Annotated in this window: 18 protein-coding genes; 15 read left to right on the forward strand and 3 right to left on the reverse strand. The window is 68.0% G+C overall.

All coding sequences use genetic code 11. The features are described 5' to 3' along the window. Position 1: 1 nt before the first annotated feature. Positions 2–937, forward strand: a complete 936-nt coding sequence (locus AB0B58_RS26560) for an SAM-dependent methyltransferase (RefSeq protein ID WP_360228889.1) — start codon at positions 2–4, stop codon at positions 935–937. Positions 938–1,151: 214 nt separating this feature from the next. Here the strand turns inward: AB0B58_RS26560 and AB0B58_RS26565 are convergent, their stop codons facing one another. Next, positions 1,152–1,721: a hypothetical protein gene (locus AB0B58_RS26565; protein ID WP_360228892.1), complete on the reverse strand. Its 570-nt coding sequence runs from the start codon at positions 1,719–1,721 to the stop codon at positions 1,152–1,154. Between the two features lie 538 nt (positions 1,722–2,259). Between AB0B58_RS26565 and AB0B58_RS26570 the strand changes: the two genes are divergently transcribed. The 3 genes from AB0B58_RS26570 (at position 2,260) to AB0B58_RS26580 (ending at position 5,880) form a co-directional block, all read left to right on the forward strand. Next, positions 2,260–3,423 (forward strand): IS110 family transposase, encoded by a 1,164-nt coding sequence (locus AB0B58_RS26570; RefSeq protein ID WP_360228895.1) that lies wholly within the window; start codon positions 2,260–2,262, stop codon positions 3,421–3,423. Between the two features lie 270 nt (positions 3,424–3,693). After that, positions 3,694–4,635, forward strand: coding sequence for a DUF4192 domain-containing protein (locus tag AB0B58_RS26575; protein ID WP_360228898.1), 942 nt, complete (start codon positions 3,694–3,696; stop codon positions 4,633–4,635). Positions 4,636–4,932: 297 nt separating this feature from the next. Further along, positions 4,933–5,880, forward strand: a complete 948-nt coding sequence (locus AB0B58_RS26580; protein ID WP_360228901.1) for a DNA-processing protein DprA — start codon at positions 4,933–4,935, stop codon at positions 5,878–5,880. Between the two features lie 602 nt (positions 5,881–6,482). Here the strand turns inward: AB0B58_RS26580 and AB0B58_RS26585 are convergent. Then, on the reverse strand, positions 6,483–8,390 hold the full coding sequence (locus AB0B58_RS26585; RefSeq protein WP_360228904.1) for a serine/threonine-protein kinase: 1,908 nt from the start codon (positions 8,388–8,390) through the stop codon (positions 6,483–6,485). A 434-nt stretch (positions 8,391–8,824) separates the two neighbouring features. Between AB0B58_RS26585 and AB0B58_RS26590 the strand changes: the two genes are divergently transcribed. After that, the gene (locus AB0B58_RS26590) at positions 8,825–9,607 is read left to right on the forward strand and encodes a transposase family protein (protein ID WP_360228907.1); all 783 of its coding nucleotides are present in this window, start codon (positions 8,825–8,827) and stop codon (positions 9,605–9,607) included. Between the two features lie 420 nt (positions 9,608–10,027). Here the strand turns inward: AB0B58_RS26590 and fxsT are convergent, their stop codons facing one another. Continuing rightward, the gene (gene fxsT / locus AB0B58_RS26595; RefSeq protein WP_360228910.1) at positions 10,028–11,965 is read right to left on the reverse strand and encodes an FxSxx-COOH system tetratricopeptide repeat protein; all 1,938 of its coding nucleotides are present in this window, start codon (positions 11,963–11,965) and stop codon (positions 10,028–10,030) included. 1,805 nt (positions 11,966–13,770) lie between these two features. Between fxsT and AB0B58_RS26600 the strand changes: the two genes are divergently transcribed. The 10 genes from AB0B58_RS26600 (at position 13,771) to AB0B58_RS26645 (ending at position 24,886) form a co-directional block, all read left to right on the forward strand. Then, the gene (locus AB0B58_RS26600) at positions 13,771–14,922 is read left to right on the forward strand and encodes a DUF932 domain-containing protein (RefSeq protein ID WP_360228913.1); all 1,152 of its coding nucleotides are present in this window, start codon (positions 13,771–13,773) and stop codon (positions 14,920–14,922) included. Between the two features lie 265 nt (positions 14,923–15,187). Next, positions 15,188–16,525: a hypothetical protein gene (locus AB0B58_RS26605; protein ID WP_360228916.1), complete on the forward strand. Its 1,338-nt coding sequence runs from the start codon at positions 15,188–15,190 to the stop codon at positions 16,523–16,525. A 175-nt stretch (positions 16,526–16,700) separates the two neighbouring features. Continuing rightward, on the forward strand, positions 16,701–17,615 hold the full coding sequence (locus tag AB0B58_RS26610; RefSeq protein ID WP_360228919.1) for a DUF4192 domain-containing protein: 915 nt from the start codon (positions 16,701–16,703) through the stop codon (positions 17,613–17,615). A 337-nt stretch (positions 17,616–17,952) separates the two neighbouring features. Continuing rightward, positions 17,953–19,770 carry a ParB N-terminal domain-containing protein gene (locus AB0B58_RS26615; RefSeq protein WP_360228922.1) on the forward strand — a complete coding sequence of 606 codons (1,818 nt, stop codon included), beginning with the start codon at positions 17,953–17,955 and terminating at the stop codon, positions 19,768–19,770. Between the two features lie 214 nt (positions 19,771–19,984). Beyond that, a complete protein-coding gene (locus tag AB0B58_RS26620; protein ID WP_360228925.1) occupies positions 19,985–20,758 on the forward strand; it encodes a hypothetical protein in 774 nt (257 codons plus the stop codon). Positions 20,759–20,809: 51 nt separating this feature from the next. Continuing rightward, positions 20,810–21,259 carry a hypothetical protein gene (locus tag AB0B58_RS26625; RefSeq protein WP_360228928.1) on the forward strand — a complete coding sequence of 150 codons (450 nt, stop codon included), beginning with the start codon at positions 20,810–20,812 and terminating at the stop codon, positions 21,257–21,259. Between the two features lie 262 nt (positions 21,260–21,521). Continuing rightward, positions 21,522–22,001, forward strand: coding sequence for a hypothetical protein (locus tag AB0B58_RS26630; protein ID WP_360228931.1), 480 nt, complete (start codon positions 21,522–21,524; stop codon positions 21,999–22,001). Positions 22,002–22,461: 460 nt separating this feature from the next. After that, positions 22,462–23,433: a bifunctional DNA primase/polymerase gene (locus tag AB0B58_RS26635; protein ID WP_360228933.1), complete on the forward strand. Its 972-nt coding sequence runs from the start codon at positions 22,462–22,464 to the stop codon at positions 23,431–23,433. 478 nt (positions 23,434–23,911) lie between these two features. Further along, a complete protein-coding gene (locus tag AB0B58_RS26640; RefSeq protein WP_360228936.1) occupies positions 23,912–24,340 on the forward strand; it encodes a single-stranded DNA-binding protein in 429 nt (142 codons plus the stop codon). 78 nt (positions 24,341–24,418) lie between these two features. Continuing rightward, the gene (locus AB0B58_RS26645) at positions 24,419–24,886 is read left to right on the forward strand and encodes a single-stranded DNA-binding protein (RefSeq protein ID WP_360228939.1); all 468 of its coding nucleotides are present in this window, start codon (positions 24,419–24,421) and stop codon (positions 24,884–24,886) included. The last annotated feature ends 476 nt before the right edge of the window (positions 24,887–25,362 follow it).

Raw genomic sequence — 25,362 nt, forward strand, 5'->3', positions numbered from 1 at the left:
CATGATTCCCGCACAGCACGACGCACCCATTTCGGCCGACGAAACCCCGCAACGTAGTGAGCTGCCATCCGGCGCCGCTGCCGCGGCCCAGTACCGAGACGGTCGTGGCGACCTCAACGTGGACGTGGCGCACTCGGCGCGGATCTATGACTACTGGCTCGGCGGGAAGGACAACTTCGCCGCCGACCGTACCGTCGCCGAAGCGATCAAGGCCGCCGTGCCGGAGGTCCCGATGATGGTGCGCGCGAACCGGGACTGGATGCTCCGCGTCACCCGGCACCTGGCACGGGACGCGGGGATCCGCCAGTTCCTCGACATCGGCACCGGCATCCCGACCACGCCAAACCTGCACCAAGCCGCGCAGCACATCGCCCCGCACTTCCGGGTGGCGTACGTGGACAACGACCCCCTCGTCCTCACCCACGCCCGAGCCCTGCTCACCAGCGATCCCCGTGGCCTCTGCGAATACCTCGACGCCGACCTACGCGACATCGACCAGATCCTTGCCAGCTCTGCCCTCGGCGGCACCCTCGATCTGAGCCAGCCCGTCGCGGTCATCCTCGCCTCGGTGCTGATGCTGTTGTCCGACGCCGACAACCCGTCCGCGATCGTCGCTCGGCTACGCGACTGGGCACCTGCGGGAAGCTATCTCGCGATCAGCCACCCCACCGCCGACCTCGACCCGGAAGCGATGGCCTCCGTCGTCGACGTCACCGAGGCCTCCGGGATGACCTTCGTCCCGCGCTCCAGGGCACAGGTTACGGAGATGTTCGGCGACTGGGACCTCAGCGAGCCGGGACTCGTGCCTGTGCTGGCCTGGCGACCGGACGCGCAGCCGGACCACCCCGAAGCCGCCTACTACTGGACCGGCGTCGCCCGCAAACCGGCCCGGCCCGCTGCAGGCCGGCCATGCCCTCCCTGCACCCGGTTTCCGTAGCCTGCAGCACTACTCGCCGGAGCCGGTCGTTCTGGTCTAGCTTGGCCTCGTCGACATTGACCCACCGCACGCCCGGGTCGAGTACGGCGTCTGCGGCCAGCACCTTGACCCGCGCCTGGCGCTCGGTCTCGGCGCACTCGCGGACTGCTGATCCAGGCGGTTGAGCGCCGGCCTGGATCCCGTCCGGGTGTGCGCCTGTCAGCCAGCCCTGTTGTCAGGCGCAGTACCTGAGATCGCCCGTGTGGCGTCCTTGGCCCTTGATGTTTAGCCCATGGTCCGAGTTTGTCGAGTAGTACGTTTCGAGCTGGGCGCATGCCTTCTCGTTCGGCGCGTAGAAGATGCGCGAGTTGTAGGCGCCGGCCTTGAGGTATCGGACTCCGTTCTTCTTCTTGTTGTACTTCCAGTTACTTGCCAGGCTGGAGCCCCACGGGTCGCGCTTGTAGGCCATCGTCGAGTACTTGGTGTTTGCCTCGTTGCGCACGAACCCCAGATCATGGCTGAAATGAAAGCGCACCCATTGGTAGCCGGCGCAGCGCTTCGTGCGGCTGGCTCGCCATTCCACCCAGCCGTAGTCCTTTCCGGTGTCGGTGACCAGCCGCGCGGTCTTACCGATTCGATAGTTGTGGTTGCAGCCACTGACCTGGCTTACCCACTTGCCGTGGTACTTCGACACGCTGGCCGAGGCAGAACCTCCTCCGGCCAGGACGATGCCGGCGCTCAGCAGGCTCAGTGCCGCCATGACCGCTGATCGGCGCACCGTCGCCGTTCGAGTGAAGCGCAGCATTCTTTCTCCCCTGCGAGAAGCCGGAACCCACGCAGGCAGGCGTTCCTCTGCAGGAAACGGAAATCACCCCGGGCAGAGCAGAATTGACAGGGACCGCCATTCATACCGGATTCCGGCGATGCGAATTCGTTGAGAACGACAATTCCAGTCACCGACGGAGTCCGGTAGATAACCGCAGCTGTCCCAGGCTGTCCGCTCCTGTCTCAGGAATCAGCCGAGACTTTGTTGTGCAGCCGCTCGCCATGGGATTCCCTTTCGGCCCGTGCGCGCTGCCCCGGACGCTTGTACCGGCCGCGCCGAGGCCGCGCCGGTCGGCGGCTACTTATCTAATTGATCTACGACCGCAGCCCGGCCAGGCTTGGTCGAGGTGACCGGCGGAACGCTCTGTCGGCGGCTGTCCACCGCGGTTTGGTGTGACTCTCATTTGGCATGCGCTCTGCCGGTCACCGCGGCGCGGAGAGGCTCAAGAGGGGACTGCCCAGCTCGAAGTAGCGCTGCCCTCCCGCCGACGTTGTCGTCGGAACCGGGGAGGAACAGCATGGCGCGAGTCGTCATCGGCGTGGACCCGCACAAGCGGTCCGCAACCATCGAGATCATGAACCACCGCGAGAAGGCCGTCGGCCGGGGCCGGTTCGGCACCGACCGGAACGGATACCAGGCCATGCTCGCCGCCGGCCGCAAGCACACTGACCGCATCTGGGCGGTCGAAGGCTGCAGTGGCATCGGCCGGCACGTCGCCCAGCGCCTGGTCGCCGACGGCGAAACCGTCCTCGACGTGCCCGCGAAGCTGTCCGCCCGCGTCCGCGTGTTCGCTACCGGCCAGGGCCGCAAGACCGACCCGGTCGACGCCCACAGCGTCGCCGTGGCCGCCCTGCGCACCGACAACCTGCGTCAGGTCACCATCGACGACACCACCGTGGCGCTGCGGCTGCTCGTTGACCGCCGTGAACTACTTGGACGCACGCGTACCGAGACCGTCAGCCGGCTGCATCACCTGCTGCTCGAGCTGGTGCCGGGTGGGGCGAAGAAGTTCCTGTCGACCCAGCAGGCCCGCGCGTTGCTCAATACCGTGCGTCCGCGTGACGTGGTCGGCAAGACCCGCCGCTGGCTGGCCTCGGAACTGATCCACGAACTCGCCGTCATCGACAAGAAGATCAAGATCGCTGACGCCGAGCTCACCGAACTGGTGAAGACCACCGGCAGCACCCTGCAGGACCTCACTGGCATCGGCCCGTCCGGATCCGCTCGTCTGCTCGGCGACATCGGTGACATCAGCCGCTTCGCCAGCCGTGGACACTTCGCGTCCTGGAACGGCACCGCCCCCATCGACGCGTCGTCGGGCGACCAGAACCGGCACCGCCTGTCCAGGGCCGGGAACCGGCGCATCAACCGGGTCTTGCACATCATGGCCGTGGTCCAACTCCGACGCGACACCGAAGGCCGCCGCTACTACCGGCGCAAACTCGCCGCCGGCAAGACTCCGATGGAAGCCATGCGCGCTCTGAAACGACGCCTGTCCGACATCGTCTACCGACGGATGGTCGCCGACGCCAAACATCTGGGGACGGGCCCGGGAGGACACGTGGGGGCGACTCTGCAATCCAGCGCGGCCGACCCGAACCCCATGGCCGACACTTCGGAGAAGTCACTTCCCGGACCCGCCGAACCCCACCCTAGAACACTGCTCCCGACGGGGCATTGACATAGAGGGGTGCCAAGGGCGTGCCGGCCCGGCCCTGGACCCGTCGAAGCGGCTCGCCGGCGTGTGTCTACTGCGGGTGCCGGGCCGGTTCGGGTCCCTTGTCCGCCCGCCCGGCGTCCCGGCCGGTCTGCGCGATGGGGTCAGCGCGGCCCCGGGACCGGGTAGGCGCCCGGCTTGCCCGGACGTCTGCTTCGGCGTCTCTGGGGCCGCGACGACGTCGTCTGCCGCACCCGCGGTGGCGACATTCCTCGTCGCGAAGGGCCTCATTCGATGAACAGTATGAAGGCGCGCTGCCGGCTGCGATCGGCAGAGGATGTGCTGGGCGCTGTGCCGTTCCTGTTCGGCTTTCACCCCACGGATTCGATCGTCGCGGTTTTCATCGGCACGGACGCCGTCATCCGCGCCGTGGGACGAGCGGACCTCGACACACCGCCGGGCGAGGTTGTCGCGCAGTTCCGTGCGGTGGCGGGCCGTGATGTCTCGTGCGTCGTGCTACTGGGCTACGGGAGGGTTCCCCATCACGGCGTGCTCAACGACGTCATCCGTGGGCTGCGCCGCGACGTGGCGGTCGTGGGGGGCCTGTGGGTCAGCGACGGCGAGTACCGCTGCGTTTGGGATGGCTGCGACTGCGTCGCCGCGGCCGGTGTCGCCTTCGACCCGCGCGTCACCGTGTCAGCAGCGACGCTGATCGCCCAGGGGCACGTCGCGGCGCCGTCGCGGTCCGCCGTGCTCAACGAGCTCGCCGCCGATCCGGGTGCCCACGCTGAGATCCGCGCGGCGATCGAGCACCTTGATGCCTGCCCGGGGTCATTCACCGTCGCTGACGCCCTGCGGATAGCGGAGCGGGGCGAGCGACTCGACACCGCCCAGGCGGCCGCGCTGGCCGTCCTCTTGCTTCAGCCGCACGCCCGGGAGCAGGCATGGCGCGCGACCGACGGTCAGCCGTGGCAGCGGCAGTTGTGGTTCGACCTGACCCGCCGGGTTCCGGACAGTCATCTGAGCGCGGTGGCGACGCTGGCTGCCTGGTGGGCCTGGCGTACCGGCGACGAGATGCTCGCGCGCGAGGCGCTACGCCGCGCGGTGGACAGCGGGCCGCCCAGCGCCTTCACCAGGATCGTCGCGGAGTGCGTCACCGCACGCATCGACCCGGGAAGTCTGCCCTGGCCGATGAACAGCGACATGGAAACCCCGACGCTTCGGCAGCGCGCATGAACGAGCAGTGACCTGCTGATCCCGCGCGGCGTCCGGCCTGCCGCGCGGGAGGGGACCGGGCACGGTCCCAGCCGGCCGGGCCAGGTCAAGCCGCCTGCGGCGATCGCCCCACCAGGTCCGCTATCGCAGTGGCCACGACGGCCGGAGCGCCGTCTGTATGGCATCGATGAGGCGGGGCGCCGCAGGGGCTGGACACGGCTGCCGTCCGGTTGGGCCGCCTCGTGCCGTCCCCTCCCGGCGACGCAGCCTTCGTCCGCGTGCGTCGCCGGGCCCGATCCGGCTCCGGGAGGTCCTGTCGTGACCGATGACGACACCCGCACCGTGCTTGCGGCCTTGTCCTACTACGTCGGCGGTGCCCTGCCAGCAACGCTGATCGCAAGCGCATCAGCTCACGGCCTGTCGCTCGGCGGCTGGGTCTACCCCGCGTCTACCGCGTCGGCCACGAATCCCGGTCATCCAACGACGCAGTTGCAGTCGCTCGGTGCTTCGCTGCGTGAGCGCGCAGCAGATGCCGGGATGACGATGCTCATCCGCGGTGATGCCGGCTGGCCGGCGGGGACCGGCTGTGACGAGTTGCCGTGCGTGTGGGTGGGCGGCGGTTCCGATATCGCTGCGCGGCTGCACCATGCGGTTGCGGTGATCGGCTCGGCGGCGAGCACCGCGTACGGCGAGTACATCGCGGCCGAACTCGGTCGCGACATCACCGCAGCCGGCGCGACCGTGGTCACCGCGGCCAGCGTAGGCATCAGCGCGCGGGCCGTGGGCGGTGTATTGACCCAATCGTGCGGGATGCCGGTGGTCATTACCCCGGCGGGCCTTGATCACCGCTCCAGCTCCGGGGTGAGCCGCCTGGTTGATCATGCAGTACGGCGTGGCAGCGTGCTGAGCCCGTTCCCGCCGGGCCGGCTACCTACGCGCAGCCGCTTGCGGACGAGCTTGCGGCTCATCGCCGCGGTGAGCGCGGCGACGGTGGTCGTGGAGGCCTTCGCTGCGAGTTTGCCGATGGAGGTCGCCCGCGGCGCGGCGTCGGCGGGCCGGGTCGTCTGCGCGGTGCCGGGCCCGGTGACCTCCGGGGTGTCGGCCGGCTGTCACCAGCTCATCGCGGACAAGACAGCGCGGCTGGTGACCAGCGCCAGCGAGGTCATGGCCTCGATCGCTGCCGCTCGACGCACGACAGTAGACGTCCGTGGATGCGCCGACGAAGCAGCCGCGGACACCACGGGCAACGACCGGGAACACCGGTAAGCGACACCGCGCCTGCGACGCGCCCCTGATGGCAGCCGCCGCGTGCGCCTGCCCCGGCCGACCGATGCCGCACCGCCGCCGCATCCTCTTCCTGATCACCCAACCCTGGAGAGATCTGTGTTCGTCAATGAAACAGCTCACCGAGCCACCGACCTGCCAGCGCCGCAACCTTTCGTCGCCGACACCCTGACCTTTCCCCTCTCCCCCGACTATGTGCGGTCCTGGGTAGTTACCTGCATTTGTCAAGCCAAGTTGCTGGTCAAACAGCTGAGCATCTTTCAGCCATGTGAGGCACGTGTCGGCGTACGAGTTGCAGAGCCGCGTACGCCACCGAGTACACAGCGGCCATCGACGTCCGCGAGCTGAGCGGCAAACTGGCGGCCGAGCCGGCGCAAGCACACAGAATCAACGGCTACACAGGGTGATTTTCGGCGACACCAGCGGCATCCGGATTTAGCCGATGTGAGGTGCTTGCTCGTATGAGCCGTTAGCTGTTTGGAACGCGCAAATCATTTCTGCTGAAAGTTCAATATTGTTCGAGCAAGCCCGCCAGAAGGGGCGGTTAACTCAAGAGAATGTTGGACTTCCGCTCGCGCGCACATTCAATCCGTTGGATTCGATAGATAGGCTTTAGCAATACCCGCTAGAGCGATTGCTCTTGCGAAGTCCGGTTCGATTCTGCGAACGCATTCTTCGCTTCGCATCGGCTGGACTAGGGCCAATGCTGAAGCATGCTCAGCGAGCAGTTCGTACTTCCAGTGTTTTCCGAAGTCAATTGCCCGTATTGCCACCTCCGCCTTGGAGAGCAACCGGATGGCACGCGTAGGTTCCGCCATCGCGAGGAGGGGCGCTATGTCGAGCATGGTGCGAAAGTCTTCGTTGTCGTCCAGGAAGTTGCAGGAGATCCACTCCGCGTGTTCTGGATCCACCGAAGCGAACGCACGGGCAATAGCCCGCAACGTCCAATGTCCATCGATTGCGCTTGGATAAATCCCTATGCGCGCCACGTGCTCGGCGGTTCGTAGGAGTGCAAGTCCCTGCTCGCGGTCGAATGGAACGAGTGCCGATCCGATCCGGCAAAGCGCCCGGGCATCCGGCGCAAGGTAGGACCATGTTTCCGTGACGACCAGTTGTTCAGCTTCGGCTAGAAGGCGCAACGCGTGACCTTGTGCGATGGGAGGTAATACCGTCGCGATGTCGACTAGCGCCTCACCTAAGTGGGCCGGATCTTGCAAAAGCGAACGTGCAAGGACCTCTGCTTCGTCCAGGTATGCCATCGCTCGACCTGGGTCGAACCTCGCCACACCGTCGGCAATCCGAACGAGTGCCTCCATTTTCCCGATTTTGCTATATTGAGACCTTGCTAGTTCCTCCGCCCGATCAGGGTCATGTCTGGCAAGAATGCCACTGAACTCAAGGATTTCACTCGGCAGTCCAAGTTCGCTTGAGATATATTGCGCAAGTTTCACCGCTGCGTCGAGGTCGACCTTCACCAGAGCAGCAGCTACGCCAGCGAGGGCCTTGATGCGGCGCCCTACTCCGTCGATATCGGCTGCGAGTAAGCGGCTCCCAGGCACACCGACAAGCACCATCGCAGGGGTGACTGCTTCAAGCGCCATGTCTCTTTCGGTGCCGCGTCTGAGCGACCGAGCCAGACGCGTCGCGTCCCGAACTAGGTTCCTGGCATACGTTCGGTTGGCATCTTCGACCGGAACTTTCTGCAAAGCGACCAGGTGCAACCGATGTGTAACAACAGCAGCGCTCGCCGGACGATCTATGGGGCTCTTCGCAAGCATTCCGCTGATAAGGCGCTCTAGATCGGCCCCAATGTCAGGCCGCAGCGATCCTAACGGTGCCGGCATGGTGTTAAGATGCTTCATCATTAGCTTAGGCAATGCCTGCTCCGTAAAAGGCGGTTGACCCGTGAGCATGTAGTAGAAGATGCATCCCAATGAGTAGAGATCGGAACGATGATCAGCCGTATCGCCATGCCACTGTTCGGGAGACATATATGCAGGCGTACCAACCGCGAATTCCTTCAACGTCGTGGACGATAAACCTATCGTTAGATGTGCTATACCAAAATCGCAAATCTTGACATGATCACCAGGGAGCACCATTACATTGTTTGGCTTTAGATCGCGATGTATGACGCCATGTCGATGCGTTGCTTCAAGCGCCTGAGCGATCTGTGTCGCTATGACTTTGAATCGCTCAAGCGTAAGTCCCTGGGGGTGGCATTTCAAGATCGTTCCCAGATCTTGACCCTCCAGAAATTCCATTGCGAGGTACCACTGGCCGGCGTATTCGCCAACGTCATGCACCTTGGTAATTCCGGTATGCTCTATTAGTGCACCAATCCTGGCCTCTTGCTTGAACGATTTCACCCATAGCGGCGCTGTCGCGGCGATTTCAGGCAAAAGGAACTTGACGGCCACGAGGATCCCGTGAAGGAGGTCATCGGCTTGCCAGACCTGACCGAAGCCGCCGCCGCCGAGCGGGTCACGCATCCGATACCTGCCAGCAAACTCATATCCGGGCCACATCGAAACCTCCGACGTCTCAGTTCCTTCGCCATAGTGAATCAATGGTTACGTCGAGAAGGTTTAGCGCGGGATCGTGGCCAGGACCAACGTTGTGCGTTGTGCGTTGGGCGGGCGTCAAGCTTCTAACGCCGCGCTGGCAATTCGAACCACTCCACTGCTCATGATCGCCTGAAACCACCCTTGTGAGATGAGGATTATTCTCAATTGAACGCCAGGGTCTTCGCGCCATACCCTCAATCTGGGAATCGATTGTACGCTCTAAGTCAGGGAACGACCACTGAGCCATTTCCAACCTGATCGTGCAGCTCAGCAGCGTGTGGGAGGTCGATCGCCGGGTGAGGTGAGGCTCCCGGTAAGACAAGCAATCGACCAAGAAAGATGCCCCACCGGGAGCCTCGTTGCTGTCTTACCCTGCCGCGATCTCGCTGTCCACCCGATCGCTGAACCACCTCGCCGACCTGATCCGCACCCACCGATACCAGCTGCGATCCCGCTGGCGCCGCCTCGATCCCGGCCGGCAGGCGTTGCTCGCCCTGGCCCACCTTCGCAACGGCGACACCCTCACCTGCCTGGCCGCAGGATTCGAGATCGGCGTGGCCACCGCCTGGCGCTACATCCGCGAAGCGATCACCCTGCTCGCCGTCGCCGCCGACGACCTGCAGTCGGCCATGACCCGCATCCGCATGCTCGCGTACGCGATCCTCGACGGGACTCTGATCTCGATCGACCGCGTCAACGACCAGAAGCCGTACTACTCCGGAAAGCACCGCCGGCACGGGATGAACGTGCAGGTCATCGCGGACCCAGCCGGGCGCCTCGTCTGGGCGTCACCGGCGCTGCCCGGCGCGGCTCACGACCTGACCGCTGCCCGCACCCACGGCATCATCGTCGCCTTGTCCAGCGCGGACGTGATGACCTTCGCGGACAAGGCCTACCAGGGCGCCAGAGGATCAGTCCGCACGCCGTTCAAGCGTCACCGCTACCGGCCGAAACTGTCAGCCCGGCAGAAGGCCGTGAACAAGGCCCACGCCCGCGTCCGAGCCCGCGGAGAACGCGCCGTCGCGAACCTCAAGGTCTGGAAACTCCTGGCCAAGCTGCGCTGCAGCCCATCCCGGACGACCGCGATCCTGCAGGCCATCCTCGTCCTCCACCACATCGAGAACCCGATCCACCAAGGATGAAAAACGCTCAGTGTCCAACACAAGGTCCCCGCCCACGGAAAGATCATGGTCGCCCCGGCAGACCCTGCGGATCGGACGCACCTACGCCGGCGACATCGTCACCGTCCACGTCGAGGACACACTTCCGGGCCACCCGCGACGGCGCCGAGCTCGGCATCCCACCCGCGCACCAGCCAGCACCCGGTCACCCGCTGGAAGGCAAAAATCCACGCACCACGGACCTGATCCCAAAACCGTCGACGATGTCGTGAGACTGTCAACGATCTCCAGCGACCGTCAAGCATCTCGTGAGACCTCACAGGGTCCACCTCAAGACGAATTCGTCACCCACGAATCCGTGCACTCCACCGGGAAATTAGGAAAAGCGATAGTTCGGCTCAGAGAGGTAGAGAGGACGTACTCGCGATGCAGGCGCGCCCATCAGGACAGTTGGGCCAGCGCCACCCGGCATTCGACGGCGGGTTGCGAGTCAGGTCCGAGGGTTTCGACGTGGATGGCCAGAGCGCGCTCGTAAAGTACACGGGCAGCCGCGATGTCGCCGCTGCGTCGCTGCAGGTCGGCCATCGTCGTCAGGGGGTAGGCGATGCGTGGGTGATCGGGGCCGAAGGAAGCTTCATCGACGCGCAGCACGGTCTCCCATACTCGACAAGCGCGGACCAGGTCATCCATCTCAGCCAAATCCCAGCCGACATGGCGAAGAGAGATGGCATCGTAATGCGTAAGGTCGTCAACCTCGAACGCATGGGTAAGGAACCGGTCGAGCATCTCCTCCGCTTCCACGGTGCGGCCTAGCCTCCTGAGAACGACGAACGTGTCGGCCTCGATACCGAGGGTGCTCCCACGATTTTCAGGCGACGCCTTCCCGATGACCTCCGCGGCCCGCTGCAGTAAGCGAAGGGCTTCGTGCTGGTCATAGTCGCCATAGCTGAGGGCCATCGCCAAGCCATGCATGGCTTTCGCCAGCAGTGGATGGCCCTCGCCCAGAATTTCGGTATGAAGGACAAGGCTTTCCTCGAATAATTCTCGCGCAGTGGCATTGTCGGGAAGCTCAGTCATCCACCAGCCCAGGCTGACGAGAAGATCGGCAAGCTCCGCTTGCGTCGCATCATGGCCAGAGCGGGTCAGCTCAAGCACGCGAGTGAGGATCGGACGGGCAGTCTCTGGCTGCAGATCCCATCTCCTGAAGGTGCCTGCACTATGCAGCAGTTTGCGGCAAACGGCGACGTTAGGGGCGTACTCTGCCGCAGCCAGCACATGCGGCATTAACCGACGCCAGCGGCTCCAATACGCCGGGTCTGTTTCGGAGGCGGACAAGACCTCCTCAAGCACCGTCGCAGCAGCTACCGCGTAGTGGGTTCGCGCTGCACCTCGTAGCTTGCGGCGGATCGCCGCTGCCGTCAGCCGGTGCAAGTAGAAGCCATCGTTGGTACGGCGGATAAGCGAGAATGCGACGGCCGGTCCGACCGGGTCAGCCGCCTCGTCGCGCATCGCCTGCAACGCGCCGGGCGCAGCTTGGAGAATCTCTTTAGGAATCGGCTCCGGCCCGAGGAACGAGCACATCTGCACCAGAGCCGCCGAGGCTGGCGACGCCGCTCGGAGTGCATGCAGCGAGACGTCCCAGACGTCGGCCACGCCGCTCGTCGGGGAGATCGGCTTGCCGTGATCTAACAAGACCTCGCCCGGACCGGCCAGATATGCCTCTGGCGGCGTTCCGGTCTGCTCCAGGAAGGCTGCAGCCTGCTCGATGGCCAGTGGGAGGCCGCCCAGCCGCTCGGCGATCGCGTCGGCCGCGTCCAGCGCGATGCCGGGCACACGTCGGCGAAGCAGCGTTGTCGATTCGGTGCGCGACATGACGTCAACATCGATCGTTTTACCGAGCGTGCCCCAGCCGCGTTGCCTCGACGTCACGATCACATGCCCGTTGCCGCCTGGCAGGAAAGGCTTCAAAGCGTTCGGTTCCTCGGCGTTGTCAAAGATCAGTAGCCACCGGTCGCGGCGGCGGAGCTCGGTCACAACGGCGGGCAGCGGGTCGCCGCCGCTCGGTAGGCCGAGCACGGCGACAAGGGCGACTAACTGGTCTCGGAGCAGATCGGCTCGCTCGGCCGCGAACCACCAGATTATGTCGTAGTCGCGGGCATGTCGGTGGGCGTACTCGATGGCCAGCTGGGTCTTGCCTACCCCACCGAGGCCGTGCAGCGCCTCGACGGTCACAAGCCCTTTGCCAAGGTGACTCTTGATGCGGGTCAGAGACTCCTCGCGCCCAACGAAATGAACATTGCGCATCGGCAGGTTACTGACTGACGCGAGACGCCGCGGCCTCTCCACGGTGGGCCACCACAGCACGAGCTGCAGAGTCACGGCCAGCACTGTCAGCACCGTCAGCGCCCACCACGAATGCCGCCGGACCAAGTCGAACCAACCGGGCCACCGCCCAACATCGGTGGCTGCGTTCACCGCCAGCGCGGCCAGGACGGCACAACTCCCGCTGGCCACGATCGCGAGGGCTGCAGGACTGCGGCGCATAACACCATGCAACCAGGCCAAAGCCATACCGAGCCAGTTCGCCGCTCAGGCTGGCCGACCAGGTTGATTGCTCTTCACCCCTGCCGCCGGCCAGCGGTGAAATTTCTCCTTGGGTAGCAGATGAACAAATTCGTCATCGACGAATCCGCGCACTCCGCCAGGAGAGCTGGTTCACCATCCGTGCGCTACGGCGGGCGGCGGAGACCGGGCTGCGCGGTGTGGTCGCTCACGCCGACCCTCAGCCGCGGCTGCGCCGCACCGCCCGTGGACTCCAGCTGATCAAGCCTGGACATGTGGGCACGGTGTATCAGGCGTGTTCGGCGGTGTACGCGGGCCGCACCCCGCCTCGCTCAATGATCATGTTGCCGGATGCGACAGTGCCATTGCACGTGCCGCCGCGAAGATCACCGCCGGTGAGCGCGGCGCTCGCGGCGTCGTGGCACGACTGGTCGACCTCGGCGCCCGTGAGCCGGCTCCTTCCGAGGATCTGGGCGCGTGGCTACGGTCAGCGCTTGCCGCAATCGGTGCGACGCGGGTCAGGCATCCCGGTAGTCATCGATATCTGATCGTCGGTGGGAATCGGTCGCATGGGCGCACACACATCGCCGTGGCGGCGCTGGCATACCCGAAGGCATCGGATCCGCCGCTGGCAGAACCTGCACTCGTTGCTGGCCGGCCAGCAGCCGAAGAGGCGGCTCCGAACCGCGACGGACGTCGCCATGGCTGAGCATCCGTGCGAGCAACACCGGCCTGGCCAGACACCGACGTCTGTCTGAGCGGCCCGTGCGGGTTCTGTGGCGCCGACCTGACCGACATCGCTTCTGGGGAATGCCGTAGCTGTCTGCGCATCGTGTGCGAGGCGTGCGACGCCGGCTACGACGTCGATCTCGGTCCGATCTGCCAACCGTGCCACGACGCCGCAGGACCGAGCAGGAGCGCGCAGGCGCAGGATTCGCGGGAAGTGCACCGGCTGTGCGTGTTCGAGCTGGCGTTGTCCTGCGGTCATCTGGTCACCTACGCGGTGACCGGCTGGTATCCCGTGTCGGTCGCGTGCTGCGACCGGCTCGGCGGGACGATTTGGCTGGACAGTACGTCGCCTTCGCCTCGGAGGTCGACTACGTCCAGGTGTTGTCGGAACGCTATGTCGAACGCCCGGCGGGCGCTACGCCCGAGCCGAGCCGGTTGGTGTATCGACGTTTGCGGACCTACGATCCTGGTCGGCCGTCGTATCCGGGTGACCGTGCGAGCGCCGGTCCGTATCCGGCCTGGGTCGGTGCCACCTGGAGCCTCGACGGCTCCGTCGCTGAGCCTGAGCCACCGACACGAGGCGAACCCTCGGGTTGATCCACATGGCTCATCACGGCATGGCCCGAGAACGCGGAATCGCCGGCCGGGCGAGGCCAGGGCGATTGTGCTGGCCGGGCACGGTGGCCGACCCGGCGCCGGGCGCAAGGCGGAGCGAGAACATCTTGGCCTTCGGCCAGAGATCTTCTCGTTCCCAGTGCCTTGCCGCCCGGCTCGCCCGGGCGCGGCCCCGGCACCGGCGGGCCAGCACGCGCTCGCCCCGCCGGCCACGGCCGGGCGGGCGTGCCCGCCGGCCGCCTCCTGCGGGAGGCGGCCTCGCCCGGAAGGCACTACTCATGGCTCAGCCGACGCTCGCCGTCGCACCGAACCGCCACATCGGCCTGAACAGCCTGGCCACGGTACTCAACGATCAGAAGACCCGCGCGGTCGATGTCATCGCCGCCGCCGGCACGTTGCACTCCGACGGTGCCAGATTGGTCATCCCTGGGACCTCGCCGGTATTGAGCTCGGCGGGGGTCACCATGGCCCCGGGCAGTTTCGCTCTCAGCGACATCGCCTTGGGCGGGGTCAGCGCGAAGCTCGACATTCCGATGCCCTATCTACGGCGGATGGCCGCCGAGGACGTGCCACTGCTGGACTACAACATCAACAGGTGGCTCGAGCGTGACGACCGCCGGTTCCTGGTGCGTTGCCTGCGCCACGACAGCACCGGCGGGGACGGCACCGCGAGGGCGTTCCTGTCCGACCGGTACCTGCGCATCGACAACCTGGACGTACTCATGGCCGCCCTCGACGGCATTCGCCAGGCCGGGGTCGGCGTGCAGGTCGCCTCGTGCGATCTGACCGAGCGGCGCATGTACGTGCGGTTCGTGTCCCCCGAGGTGCAGGTCATGGCGCCGCAGCTGCTGCGCAACTACCGTTCGCCGTTCAACGGAAGGCGTGGCAGCGACCTGCCGGTCATCTCCGGCGGGTTCATGCTGACCAACTCCGAGACCGGCTACGGCAAGTACACCCTCGCCCCGTACCTGCGGATCGAGGTGTGCTCCAACGGCCAGACCGTGGACCGCGGCACGATCGGCCGCACGCACCTGGGCGCGCGGATCACCGACGAGGACGGCGTCATCGACGCGTCCCCGGAGACGATGCGTCGGCTGCTGGGGCTGATCACCTCGCAGACCGTCGACGCGGTCCGCGCCTACCTGGACGTCGACTTCGTCACCCGCGCCGTGCGTGACCTGGAACGCGATGCCGGCGTGGCGGTCACCCGTCCGGACGAGACGATCAAGGTCGTTTCGCAGCGGCTGAAGTACACGCAGGAACAGCAGACCGCGATCCTGGCGCACTTCATCGCCGGCGCCGACCTCAGCGCCGGCGGCGTCATGCAGGCCGTCACCTCCGTGGCGCGCAGCATCGCCGACGCGGACGCGGCCTACCGCCTGGAGACCACTGCGGCGGAGGCGCTGCGCGTGGCCGCCGCCGCGGCCTGACCAACCGCTTTCTGCCGATCGCCTGTCAGGGGCGCCCACCAACGCGGTGGGCGCCCCTGCTTCATTCTTGCGGAGCCTTCGATGTCTTGGCTGTTTCTCCGGCACACCACCGACTCCCATACCCCCGTTCGACGGTCGACGCTGGCTGCCACCGCGTCGACCAGGCGGTGCCTCGAGGGCAACACCGGCGCTGCCGACACGCACTTGATCGAGCGCAACGGCCTTCATGCCAGCTGGCACGGCGTTCACCACCGCGGAGCATGTCGTGACCACCGGTAACACGACAGGCGACGCGTCGGCGCGACGGTTCGCCTGCCGCACCTGCGCCAGCCCGCTCAACCGGCACGCCGAGTGGCCGTCGGGCATCGTGTCGTTCGAGCATCCGATCTGGCAGCGCGCCGACCACCCGCCGGTACCGGTCCCCGCCGACGCCGTGGAGGCCACCTACGTCTGCGACTTCTGCTCCGATGCGAAGATCCTGTTCGTCTACGCGACGGCGCACCGCGTCCAGCTCCACGTCGACACCGGCCAGGGCACCTACGTGCGCGACTACGGCACCCGCTGGTCTGCCTGCTTCGAGTGCGCCGAGTACGTCGAGTCCCGCAACCTGCACGGTCTACTGGACCGCATCCTGACACACGGCATGGCGTTCGCTCCCGAAGCTCACGAGCACCTGTCCGTAGTGCTCGAGCAGGTCCTGGCCACGCTGGATCCCGGCCGGGAACTGGCCGTCTCGGGACGGTGGGAGCCGCATCCGTTGCCGGCGCCGACCCTGCCGAAGGTCCGCGACCGGCTCGCCGCGCTGATCGCCGGCGGCGATGCACTGCCGTTCGGGCTCGGCCAGCCCGCCACCCGCACGGCGCTGGCGAACAGCTTGACGACCACACGCCTGTACTGGGTCGACGACGAGTTCACCGACCTCACCCGCAACGCGGCACAGGTCATGCCCAGGATGGCGTTCGCTCCCGGAGACCTGCCGGCCGCGCACGGCTTCGCGGCATGGTCGCAGCCGGTCGACGCGCGGCGGCGCTGCGTCGCGGCGTCCTGGAGCAGCCACGGCGACGCCGTGCAGATCATCGGCTACCGCAGCATCGGTGACGGTCTCCCACCTGCGGCGGTGCAGCGGCTCCGCGCCGAGGTCGGCTGGCTGATCCCCGCCTTCTCCGTCGTGCTGCGCCCCGGCCAGCCTGTCACCGCCGCGCATCCTGCAGCAGCACCGGTGACGACGTGGCGCCTCATCCGTCAGCGGCTCGCCGAGACAGCACCGGCACGGGTCGACAGGTCGGTCCGCAAGAGCTACCAGCGCCTGGGACGGCCCGAACCTGAAATCTCGCTGGTCCGCATCCGCGGCACCCGCAACGCGTCCTCGGCCACCCGGCACCACGGCTCGATCGCCGCGGTCGACCGCGACTACCGCTGGTGGGTCACGCCCCGCTGGCGGCACCAGCGGTACGGGCCCGGCCGCACGTTGCGGGACTGGATTGTGGTGCGGCCGCATCTGCGCGGCCCGCAGGACAAGCCGATCAAGGCCACCACGACCGTGCGTGTGCTCGGAAAGCTTCCGCCGCGCCCCGCCGCCGACACTCCGGCCGCCAGTCGATAGCGCTTCCGCGTGCAGTAGCTCGGCTCGACAGCGGCCGAGGCGGACAGCGACCGGCCCACCGCATCGGCATCGCCCTATGGCCACAGGTGCCGATGTCGCCTACCGGCGAAGGCCGCAGCTGACCGCGTCGGCGCCGCGGATCTGGTGCCGCTTCCTCCGAAAGGTGCCCTGCCCCATGACCGACCCCGTTTCCGACACTGTCTTCCGCAGCCCCAACGACCTCCTGGGCGCCGTGCCCTACCTGTTGGGCTACCACCCGGTCACCGAGATCGTCGCCGTCTACCTTGGCGCCGACCAGCAGATCCTCGGCGTGGCCGCCGAACCCTTGCGCACCTCCGCCGAGACGTTGACCGAGCACCTCGCGATACGTGCACCGGCCGACGGTTGCACCGAGGTCGCGTTGATCGGCTACGGCCCACCCCCGACGCGCTCCACTCTCGCCGGCATCGCACGGATCCTCGACCTGTTCCTGCCGCTGCACGCCGTGCTGCTGGTCGCCGGAACCCGGTGCGTCTGCCTCCTCGACGGCTGCACCTGCCCGGCCAGCCGCGGCGTCGATGTCGACCCGGCCAACACCCGCGTCGCCACCCAGCTGACCGTCGAAGGCATGGTGGCGCTGCCGTCGCGGCACGCGCTGCAGACGCTCGTCGCCCCCGATCTCGTCGCCCAAGCCGAGACAGAGGCAGCTCTGGCGGTCCTCCCGCAGGATCTCGCCGTTGCCGGGCTACTGGATGACGTGCTGGCCCACGCCAACCAGGGCCGCCGCCTCACCACCGGACAGCTCGCCCCGTTGGCCGTCGCGCTGACCGGCCGCGACGCCCAGGAAGCGGCCTGGCGCGCCGCGTGCGCCTGCATGTGGCAGCGCGACCTGTGGCTCGATGTAACCCGCCGTGTCCCGCACCGCTACATCACGGGTCCGGCAACGCTGGCTGCGTGGTGCGCGTGGCGGCGCAACGAACACGCCCTGGCCACGGTGGCGTTGAGGCACGCCATCCGCGACGGCCCGGGGGACAAGCTGACCCGGCTGGTGACCAGCGTCGTGCGCACGCGTCTGCCCGCGCAGCGCCTACGGCGACCTACCACCCATTGACGACTGCCGTCGTGGCCAGCTCGCCTCGGCACCCCGCCGTGGCCCTGCATAGCAGCTACATGCTGCTTCCCCGATATTCCGCCTTCGCAGGGCCGGCTGCCGTGGCGGCTCTGCGGCTGCGGTGCGGGTGCCGGCGTGGGCTGGCCACTGATCCTGACCGCCCGCGGCTTGCCCCGCAAGGCCCACCCCTGCACAGCCACTGCGTCAGCGATGTCGCCGCAGGGGTGGGCCGTGCAGGCCCGCGCCGATCGGCCGGCCTGGTGCGGATCAGGCCAGCCCCGCTCGGGCGCCCGCCCGAGCGAACTTCCCCTTCTTCCGTTCGTGGAGGTAATGCATCGTGACCACGGTTGTCAACGACACCAGCACCACCGCAGGTTCCGAGCCCGACATCCTGGTGCCCGACGCCGGAGAGCAGGACACGGGCTCCACCGGCACCGACCTGGTTGCCGCCCCGACTGTCATCGTCGGCCAAATCGTCGACGGGCCCGTGCAGCTCAACACCGGTCAGGAATCGCAGCAGCTGCCGTTTCGTGCGGGGATCCTCGACGCCCGCTACCTGCACGAACCTCAGGGCTTCAAGCGCACACAGCTGGGCGACCTGAGCGACCTGGTCGCCTCCGTGCGCCTGTTCGGTGTCCGCCTCCCGCTGGTGGTGCGCTCCCTCGGCTTCCTCCCGCCGACCGACGCCGATGGCGAGCCGATCGAGGATGCGGAACCCGTCGAGCACTTCGCCGTCGTCGACGGCTTGCGGCGCCGCCAGGCGGCGATCGACGCCGAACGCTTCGATCTGCCGTGCTTCATCGCGGACACCGACGACGACATTCAGCTCATCCTGCAGATGCTGGAACTCAACGACCACCACAAGGACCTGGAGCCCATCGAGCAGGCCCACGCCTACCAGATGCTGCTGGATCTCGGCATGAGCGATCAGCAGGTTGCCGACGCCCGCCGCATGGACGTCGGCCAGGTCCGCACCGCCGTCAAGGCGCGAACTCTGCCGGCAACCGCGCAGCGCGCCCTCAACCAGGGCACGCTCACGCTGGAGCAGGCCCACGCCCTGGAGGAGTTCGCCGACGACCCCGACGCCGAGCGCAGGCTGCTCGACAAGCTGGACAACGAGTACGGCTTCAAGCACGAACTGTCCCGGCTGCGCGACAAGCGCACCTACGCGCGAAACAGGGAACTGGCCAAGGCGCGCCTGGTTCTGGACAGCGTCGATGTCACGCCCAAGCCGCGCGGCTTCGGCTACGACTCGACCGCGGTGCCGGCCGACCTGCTCGTCGACGCCGACGGCCAGCCGGTGGACATCGAGGCGGTCCGGACCGAGCCCGGCTTCCACGCGTTCGTGGAAAAGGACGGCGGTCAGGCGCGCACCGTCGTGTACTGCGACGACCCCGACGCCCGCGGCTACACCCGGCGCGAGCCGACTCCGGCAGCGCACCATGGTCTGAGTCCGGAGCACATCGCTGCCAAGGAACTCGAGGAGCAGCGGGCCAAGGAGCTGCAGGAGCGTCTCGAGCTGGCCGCGCAGGTGCGCCACGACTTCATCCTCGCCACGTTCGGTACCGCCAAGGGCGCCCGGGCTCTGTTCGTGCCGGCGCTGCGCACGGCCACCCTCGGCAAGGCGATGGGCCGCTCCGCCGACCTGGAGGAGCTGTACCGCTCCCTCGGGGGTTCCGACAACGACACCCTGCAAAGCGCCGGCGAGGACCGGCTGCGGCGCAGCCTGGTCGCGAAGTACATCTGCGCGCTGGAGTACAACCTGCTGGCCGCGACGGGCTCGCGCCGGTACTGGCTCGACGTGGAGGCGGCCGTCGGCTGGTACGACGAACTGCGCCGGCGCAAGTACCCGCTGACCGATGACGAGCAGGAGCTCTACCAGTCCTGGAAGGCCGACCTCACCCCCGACGACGAGGACGAGGACGGCGAGGAGCAGGTCGAGGCGTCCGTCACGGCGCCGGACATGGACATCCCGCAGGACCCCGGCGGCGGCGAGCACGAGGCGAACGTCGACGTGCCCGGCTCGGACGGGGACACCGATGCCGTCGCGGCCGAGGTCTCGACCTTCCTGGACGACTTTCCTACCGACGACGCTGGCGAGGCGCACCACGTCGACCAGCCGCACCACGTCGACGAGTTCGCCGACGCTGCCTGATCTCTACGCGCCGCGGTGGTCTGCGCCTCGACGGCGCAGACCACCGCGGCTGCCCCAACGCCAACAAGACGCCGGCGTACGTAGGCCGCTCTACCACCTGCTGCCGCCGCCTCTGCCCCGGCCGCTGTCGTGCGGGCCGGGACAGCCTCGTCCACCAGGAGTCGCCGCCATGAGCGTTCATTTCCCTGCCGCCCTACCTCGAGAAGTCCCTCTCGTGCGCCGCCCGCTGACCGACGCCGAGCTGCACGACGTCCGGCAACACCTGCACGGCGACGCCGACTGCCCGCGCGCGCTGGTCGACGCGGTCGTCACCACCGTCTTCGACGCGCTGCTGGCCGACAGCGGCCAGACCCTGCGCGACCGCAGCCCCGGCGAAGGCTTCGACCGCAGCCGGTACGCCATTCCCGTCAGCCAGTGGACCGCGATCGTCATGGCTGTCACCGACCACGCCTACGCCTGGGACGCTGCGGTCTCCACCGGCATGGTCCTGGCAGCTTTGATGCCGGCCGCCTACGACGACCCGGCCGTACCGACCCCGCACCTCGGCACGCCCGACACCCACCTGCACATCCTGCGCCTCGACATCGGCCGCGGCGCCGCCGCCATGATCACCGCCTGCGGCAACCACCTCACCGCGCTCGCGAACGCCTACGGCGCCGACAGCACCCGATACCGGATGGCCGCCATCAGCTGGGTCCAGCAGCTCATCGCCCTGCTGACCTCACCGCCCGGCGCCCGTCACGTGCTGCACCCCGACGGGCCCCTGTCGCTGTACGCCAGCACCGACGACGGCTACCACTACGGCATCGCCTTCCAGCCGGAACCACGGCGGTGCACCGCCGTCGGCTGCCACGCCGTCACGACAGACCCCGGAGTCGGGGCGCGGTGGCAGCCCGCTACCCCGGGCGCGTTCGTGGGCGAACACGAGCACCTGCCGAGCTATCCGTTCGACGCTCCGCAGCCCGGCCGGTGGATCACCAAACCCTGACCGTGCGCCACCGGCCCTCCACCCCTCACCGCAAAGAAGGAGTGTCCCGACATGACCACACCCGCGATCACCTCATCCAGCGACACCGATGTACACGGCCAGCAGGAGCTGCCGGATGTGCTGACCGCCGCTCATGCCGCCGTCGAGCAGCAGCGCCAGCGGGCGGACGCCGCCGAGCAGCGGCACCGCGACGACATCGCCCGCATCGGCGAACGGCTCATCCAGGAGGCCGACGACCGCGGCTGGTGCCGCGTTTACGACCGCGTCATCGACGAGCTCAACGAAGACCTGACCATCGAGCTGCCGCTGCGCGAACGTGTTTTCGACGTCACCACCACGATCGAACTCAGGATCCGAGTGACGGCGACCAGCGAAGAGGCAGCCCGTGGCCTCGCCGAAGACCTCGTCCGCACGGCCGAGAGTCGACTCGACGCCATGTCGTCGATCACCGCGTTTCCTCAGGCGGCGGACAACTACGAGGTCGACCCGGTCGGCACCTGACCGCACCGTACTCGTCTCATTCCGGCGGTTCCGCCGCCACCGAGTGCCCGGTGACCGTCACACCGTTCTCCCGCCCTCGCTGAGTTATCGCTCGCGCTCCACGCCCGGTCCGCCGCTCGCGGTCCGGGCTTTGTCGTATCCGCCAGCAGGCACAGCGGACCGGCTGCCCGGCAGCCCCAGGCCAGGCGGCCGGTCCCCCGCGACCCGAGCCGTCGATGACGGCGACGCCGGTCCCCGCCTGCTTCAGCAAGGAGATGCCCCCATGGACCTCGCGCAGCTGTTCACCGACACGGAACAGACTCTGCAGACGGTGTTCGATGCCATGACCCTGGCCGAAGACGAAATCAGCAAGGCCCAGGACCGCCACCCGCAGGCCAAGGACGACATCTGGCGCAGCTTCATCCTGCTCACCCCGACCAGTGACGTACTGGCCCGTAACGACCTCGTCTTCCGCGCGCACTGCCGGGAACTGCTCGACCGCGTCGCCGCCGGTGCCGATACCCGGCCCGGCACCGCCGCCGAATGCTGCGTCGCGCTGTGCGAGGTCAGCCAGCGCGTACCGCTGAACACCAGCGCCGCCGGCCTGTACGCCCGCATGTGGAAGCAGGCCGAGCTGCCACCGATCGAGCTCGGTGACGCCAGCGTCCACTACGAAGCACTCGAGGGCGCCCTCATCGACGATCAGGAGCAGCTGCTGCGTACGAAGCTGCGCCAGCCCACCCGCCAGCTGCCGCCGCGCTGAGTGCCGTGTCCGGCCGCCACCGTCGGTGGCGGCCGGACACGGCACGGCGCCGTGCCGCACGGCGCCCGCCGCCGACCGTCACCGCGACCGGCTGCCGGCTTCCACCGCCGCGAACCCCCATGCCACGCACGGAACGAACAACCGCGTCTTCTCCTGCGCCCATCGCCGGCGCCTTTCCCTTGAAGGAGTTTGTTGTGCGTCGTTTCTCTCCTCCGGCACGCAGACCTGGCATCTGTGATCCCCGTTCGGCGCCAGCGCCGCTGTCGGGTCACCGTCACGCTGCCGCGCCCCACCGCCGCGTCGTGTCACACGTGCGCCTCGCCGGCCACCGCCCTGGTCCGCGTCCGCTACCGCCCTCGCGGCGCGTGGGTCGCCGACCGCCCGACCGCGGCTTCACCCGGAGCCACGCTGAATGCACCGGCGCCGCGGTCCGGCTGCACCGGCCCTGTGCAGGTGTGTGGTGAACGCCGCCGGATCCGTCACCACCGCGGATCTCGTGGCGGCCGCCATCGGCTACGCCGCGGCGGGAATCGCAGTGCTTCCCCTGCACACCCCGGATGCCGACGGCCGGTGCAGCTGCCGTGCCGGCGCGGCGTGCCCGTCACCGGGCAAGCATCCGCGCGTGCGTCATGGCCTGCACGACGCGTCTCGACAACCGCTGGTCATCCGGGCGTGGTGGTCGCGCTGGCCGCACGCGAACATCGGCCTGGCCACCGGCACCGTGCTCGATGTCTGCGACATCGACACCAGCAGCGGGCTGCGCCACGTGCTCGACGTGCTCGACGTCATCCGTCCGCCCGGCCCGCTGATCCGCACCGGATCGGGCTGGCACCTGTGGTACGCCGCCAGCGAGCTGCCCAGCCGGGTCGCCATCCTGCCCGGCGTGGACTGGCGCGGCCGCGGCGGTCTCATCGTCGCACCACCTTCGCTGCACGCCACCGGCTCCCGCTACACATTCCAGCAGCCCTGGAAGGACGCCCAATTACCTCCCTGCCCGCCGCAGCTACGCACCCTGGTCCTTCCCCCATCACCATCATCGCCGGCGCCAGCGGTGGCCCCGATCGCCGATCTGGACCGCTACGCGCAGGCGGCACTCGCCGGGGAAGTCGACCGCGTACGCCGCGCTCCCCGCCCGGTGATCCGCGGCGGTCGGCGCATCAGCGGCGGCGGCCGAAACGACGCACTGAACCGGGCCGCGTTCCGGCTCGGCCAGCTGGCCGCGCACACCAGCATGGACGAGGCCGCAGTACGCCGCGCACTCACGGACGCGGCCCTGAGCACCGGGCTCGGACGCGCCGAGGTCCAGCGCACCCTCGCATCGGGATGGCGCGCGGGACTGCGTCACCCCCGCGCTCTCGGCGTCGCGCGGAGCGTGTCCCACCGACGCCCACGCAGAGCCCCCGCCCGTACGTGGCCCGGACCACCCGAGTGACGGCCTCCTTGGCTGCCATTACTGCGCGCGACCACCGCGCTGCAGCGGCGCGACGCCCACCATCGCGGGCGCAGGCCTCGGCGGGGCACACCATCGGGGACGGCGGCGCCGAACGATGCGCGACCGGAACCGGCGCAGTGCCGACGCTCGGCGGCGAACATCCGGCTGCTCGTCGGCGTCGAGGTGCTGCGGTAGCCGCGTCCGGGATCGGCCGGTCCGTCGGCGGCCGCTGGTTCCGCTGCTGAGGGACCCGAAGGTCAGCCCACCCAGGCCAGGGGTGCAAGCCCCGGCAGAACATCTTGGCCCACACCGTCTCGCGATGCTCGACGCCAAGATCTTCTGACTCAATCGGGGCTTGCGCCCCTCGGCCCACAGGCGGGCTCTGACCGGCCCCGTCAGCGCGGCACCACGGCGCCCGGATCACCCGATCCGCACCGGCGCCACCGGGCCGCACCGCATCATCTGATCGGAGTCAGCCATGTCGGAGTTCACCCTCACCTTCGAGGGCAACCTCGCCGCCAAGCCCGAGCTCGACATCACCGCCGGTGGACAGACCCTCTGCCGGCTGCGCGTCGCCCACAACCGCCGCCGCCGCAACGGCGAGGGGCAATGGGTCGACACGACCCCCATGTGGGTGCAGGTCACCGCCTGGGGCGACCTCGCCGAACGATGCGCCGAGCTGAGCAAGGGCGACACCGTCGCCGTCAAGGCCCGCGACGACCTGGACGTGTGGCCGTTCAACCGTCAGGACGGCACGCTCGGCGGCGTCCTGCAGGTCAGCGCCGAGAACGTGTCCGTGTCCATGCGCTTCAAGGGCGCCCTGCCGGTGGCCGACGACAAGCCTGCCGGCGACGCCTGGGACCCCGCCACCGCCGACGAGCCCGAGCGCGAGTTGCAGCCCGCCTGACCGGCCGCCCTGGGGCCGGCCCACGGCCGGCCCCAGGGGCTTCGTGCAGCCCACATTCCGACCCCGGGGAGTTTCGTCATGAGCCAGAGCCCGTCGAAGCAACTGTTCAGCTGTCTCGTCCAAGGCACCGTCACCGGCCGCTGCGAGCAGGGGCACACCCCCGGCTCCGGGCGCGCCTTCGTCAAGTTCCGCATCGTCCATCGCACCGGCTACCGCAAAGACGGTGGGTGGATCACGACCGCCCCGATGGAGTTCGAGGTGACCTGCTGGGACGAACAGCAGATGCTGCTCGCCCGCTCCCTCAAGCCCGGTACTGAGGTGCTCGTCACGGTGAAGAAATTCTTCTCCTACCTCGACCGAAGCGACGAGCCGGTCATCAACATCACCCCGACCGACCTCCTGCCCCTGACGGCAAGCGCACCGGCCACCGACCCGGCGCGCAGGCAGCGTAGCGGCGATCTCGTCGTCAGCCCGCACGGCGAGCGCATCGCCGCCGACGCATGGCCCGACACCGTCACCGACCCGCAACTCGTGCACCACCGCTGAGCCCGCCCCCGTGCAGGCCGGTCCGCGTTCGCGGACCGGCCTGCACGCCGTCTTTCTGTACGTTCACCTATCGAGCAGTCCTGCTCGCCTGCTTCTACCAGTTCCTCTGTCTGCCCTCATTGTCAGTCGGCATACGCAGTCGAACGGGTCGTGTTGCGCGATGGCCCGGGCGGCTGGCCGATTGTCACCGCGGGTGATCTCTAATGGCCGGTATGCGACCTGCCCGGCTGGACCGCTATCGCTTCGGCGTCGCACCCAAGCGGTGGCTTTCCACCGCCGCCGGGCTTATCAGACGCTCGCCCACAGCCACTCGCGACAGACCCGGCGTGCCGTCTCACGCGAGCTCCGAGCTAGCTGGCCCGGCGAACGCGGTGGCAACCCCGGGCCACCGCGTTCGCCAGTCCTCAGTGATGACCGCCCCGATCGACGGCCGGGCAAGCCGGCAAAACATCTTGGAAGCGCAGCACTGATTCCCT

This window comes from Actinoplanes sp. NPDC049118, from assembly GCF_040648555.1.
GTDB lineage: Bacteria > Actinomycetota > Actinomycetes > Mycobacteriales > Micromonosporaceae > Actinoplanes.

Bases quoted from the DNA above. Each gene is read 5' to 3' on its own strand.
- AB0B58_RS26570 (WP_360228895.1), top strand. From the start codon at position 2,260: ATGGCGCGAGTCGTCATCGGCGTGGACCCGCACAAGCGGTCCGCAACC.
- AB0B58_RS26600 (WP_360228913.1), top strand. From the start codon at position 13,771: ATGGCTCAGCCGACGCTCGCCGTCGCACCGAACCGCCACATCGGCCTG.
- AB0B58_RS26585 (WP_360228904.1), bottom strand. From the start codon at position 8,390: ATGCGTGACCCGCTCGGCGGCGGCGGCTTCGGTCAGGTCTGGCAAGCC.
- AB0B58_RS26575 (WP_360228898.1), top strand. From the start codon at position 3,694: ATGAACAGTATGAAGGCGCGCTGCCGGCTGCGATCGGCAGAGGATGTG.
- AB0B58_RS26560 (WP_360228889.1), top strand. From the start codon at position 2: ATGATTCCCGCACAGCACGACGCACCCATTTCGGCCGACGAAACCCCG.
- AB0B58_RS26645 (WP_360228939.1), top strand. From the start codon at position 24,419: ATGAGCCAGAGCCCGTCGAAGCAACTGTTCAGCTGTCTCGTCCAAGGC.
- AB0B58_RS26610 (WP_360228919.1), top strand. From the start codon at position 16,701: ATGACCGACCCCGTTTCCGACACTGTCTTCCGCAGCCCCAACGACCTC.
- AB0B58_RS26625 (WP_360228928.1), top strand. From the start codon at position 20,810: ATGACCACACCCGCGATCACCTCATCCAGCGACACCGATGTACACGGC.
- AB0B58_RS26630 (WP_360228931.1), top strand. From the start codon at position 21,522: ATGGACCTCGCGCAGCTGTTCACCGACACGGAACAGACTCTGCAGACG.
- AB0B58_RS26640 (WP_360228936.1), top strand. From the start codon at position 23,912: ATGTCGGAGTTCACCCTCACCTTCGAGGGCAACCTCGCCGCCAAGCCC.
- AB0B58_RS26565 (WP_360228892.1), bottom strand. From the start codon at position 1,721: ATGCTGCGCTTCACTCGAACGGCGACGGTGCGCCGATCAGCGGTCATG.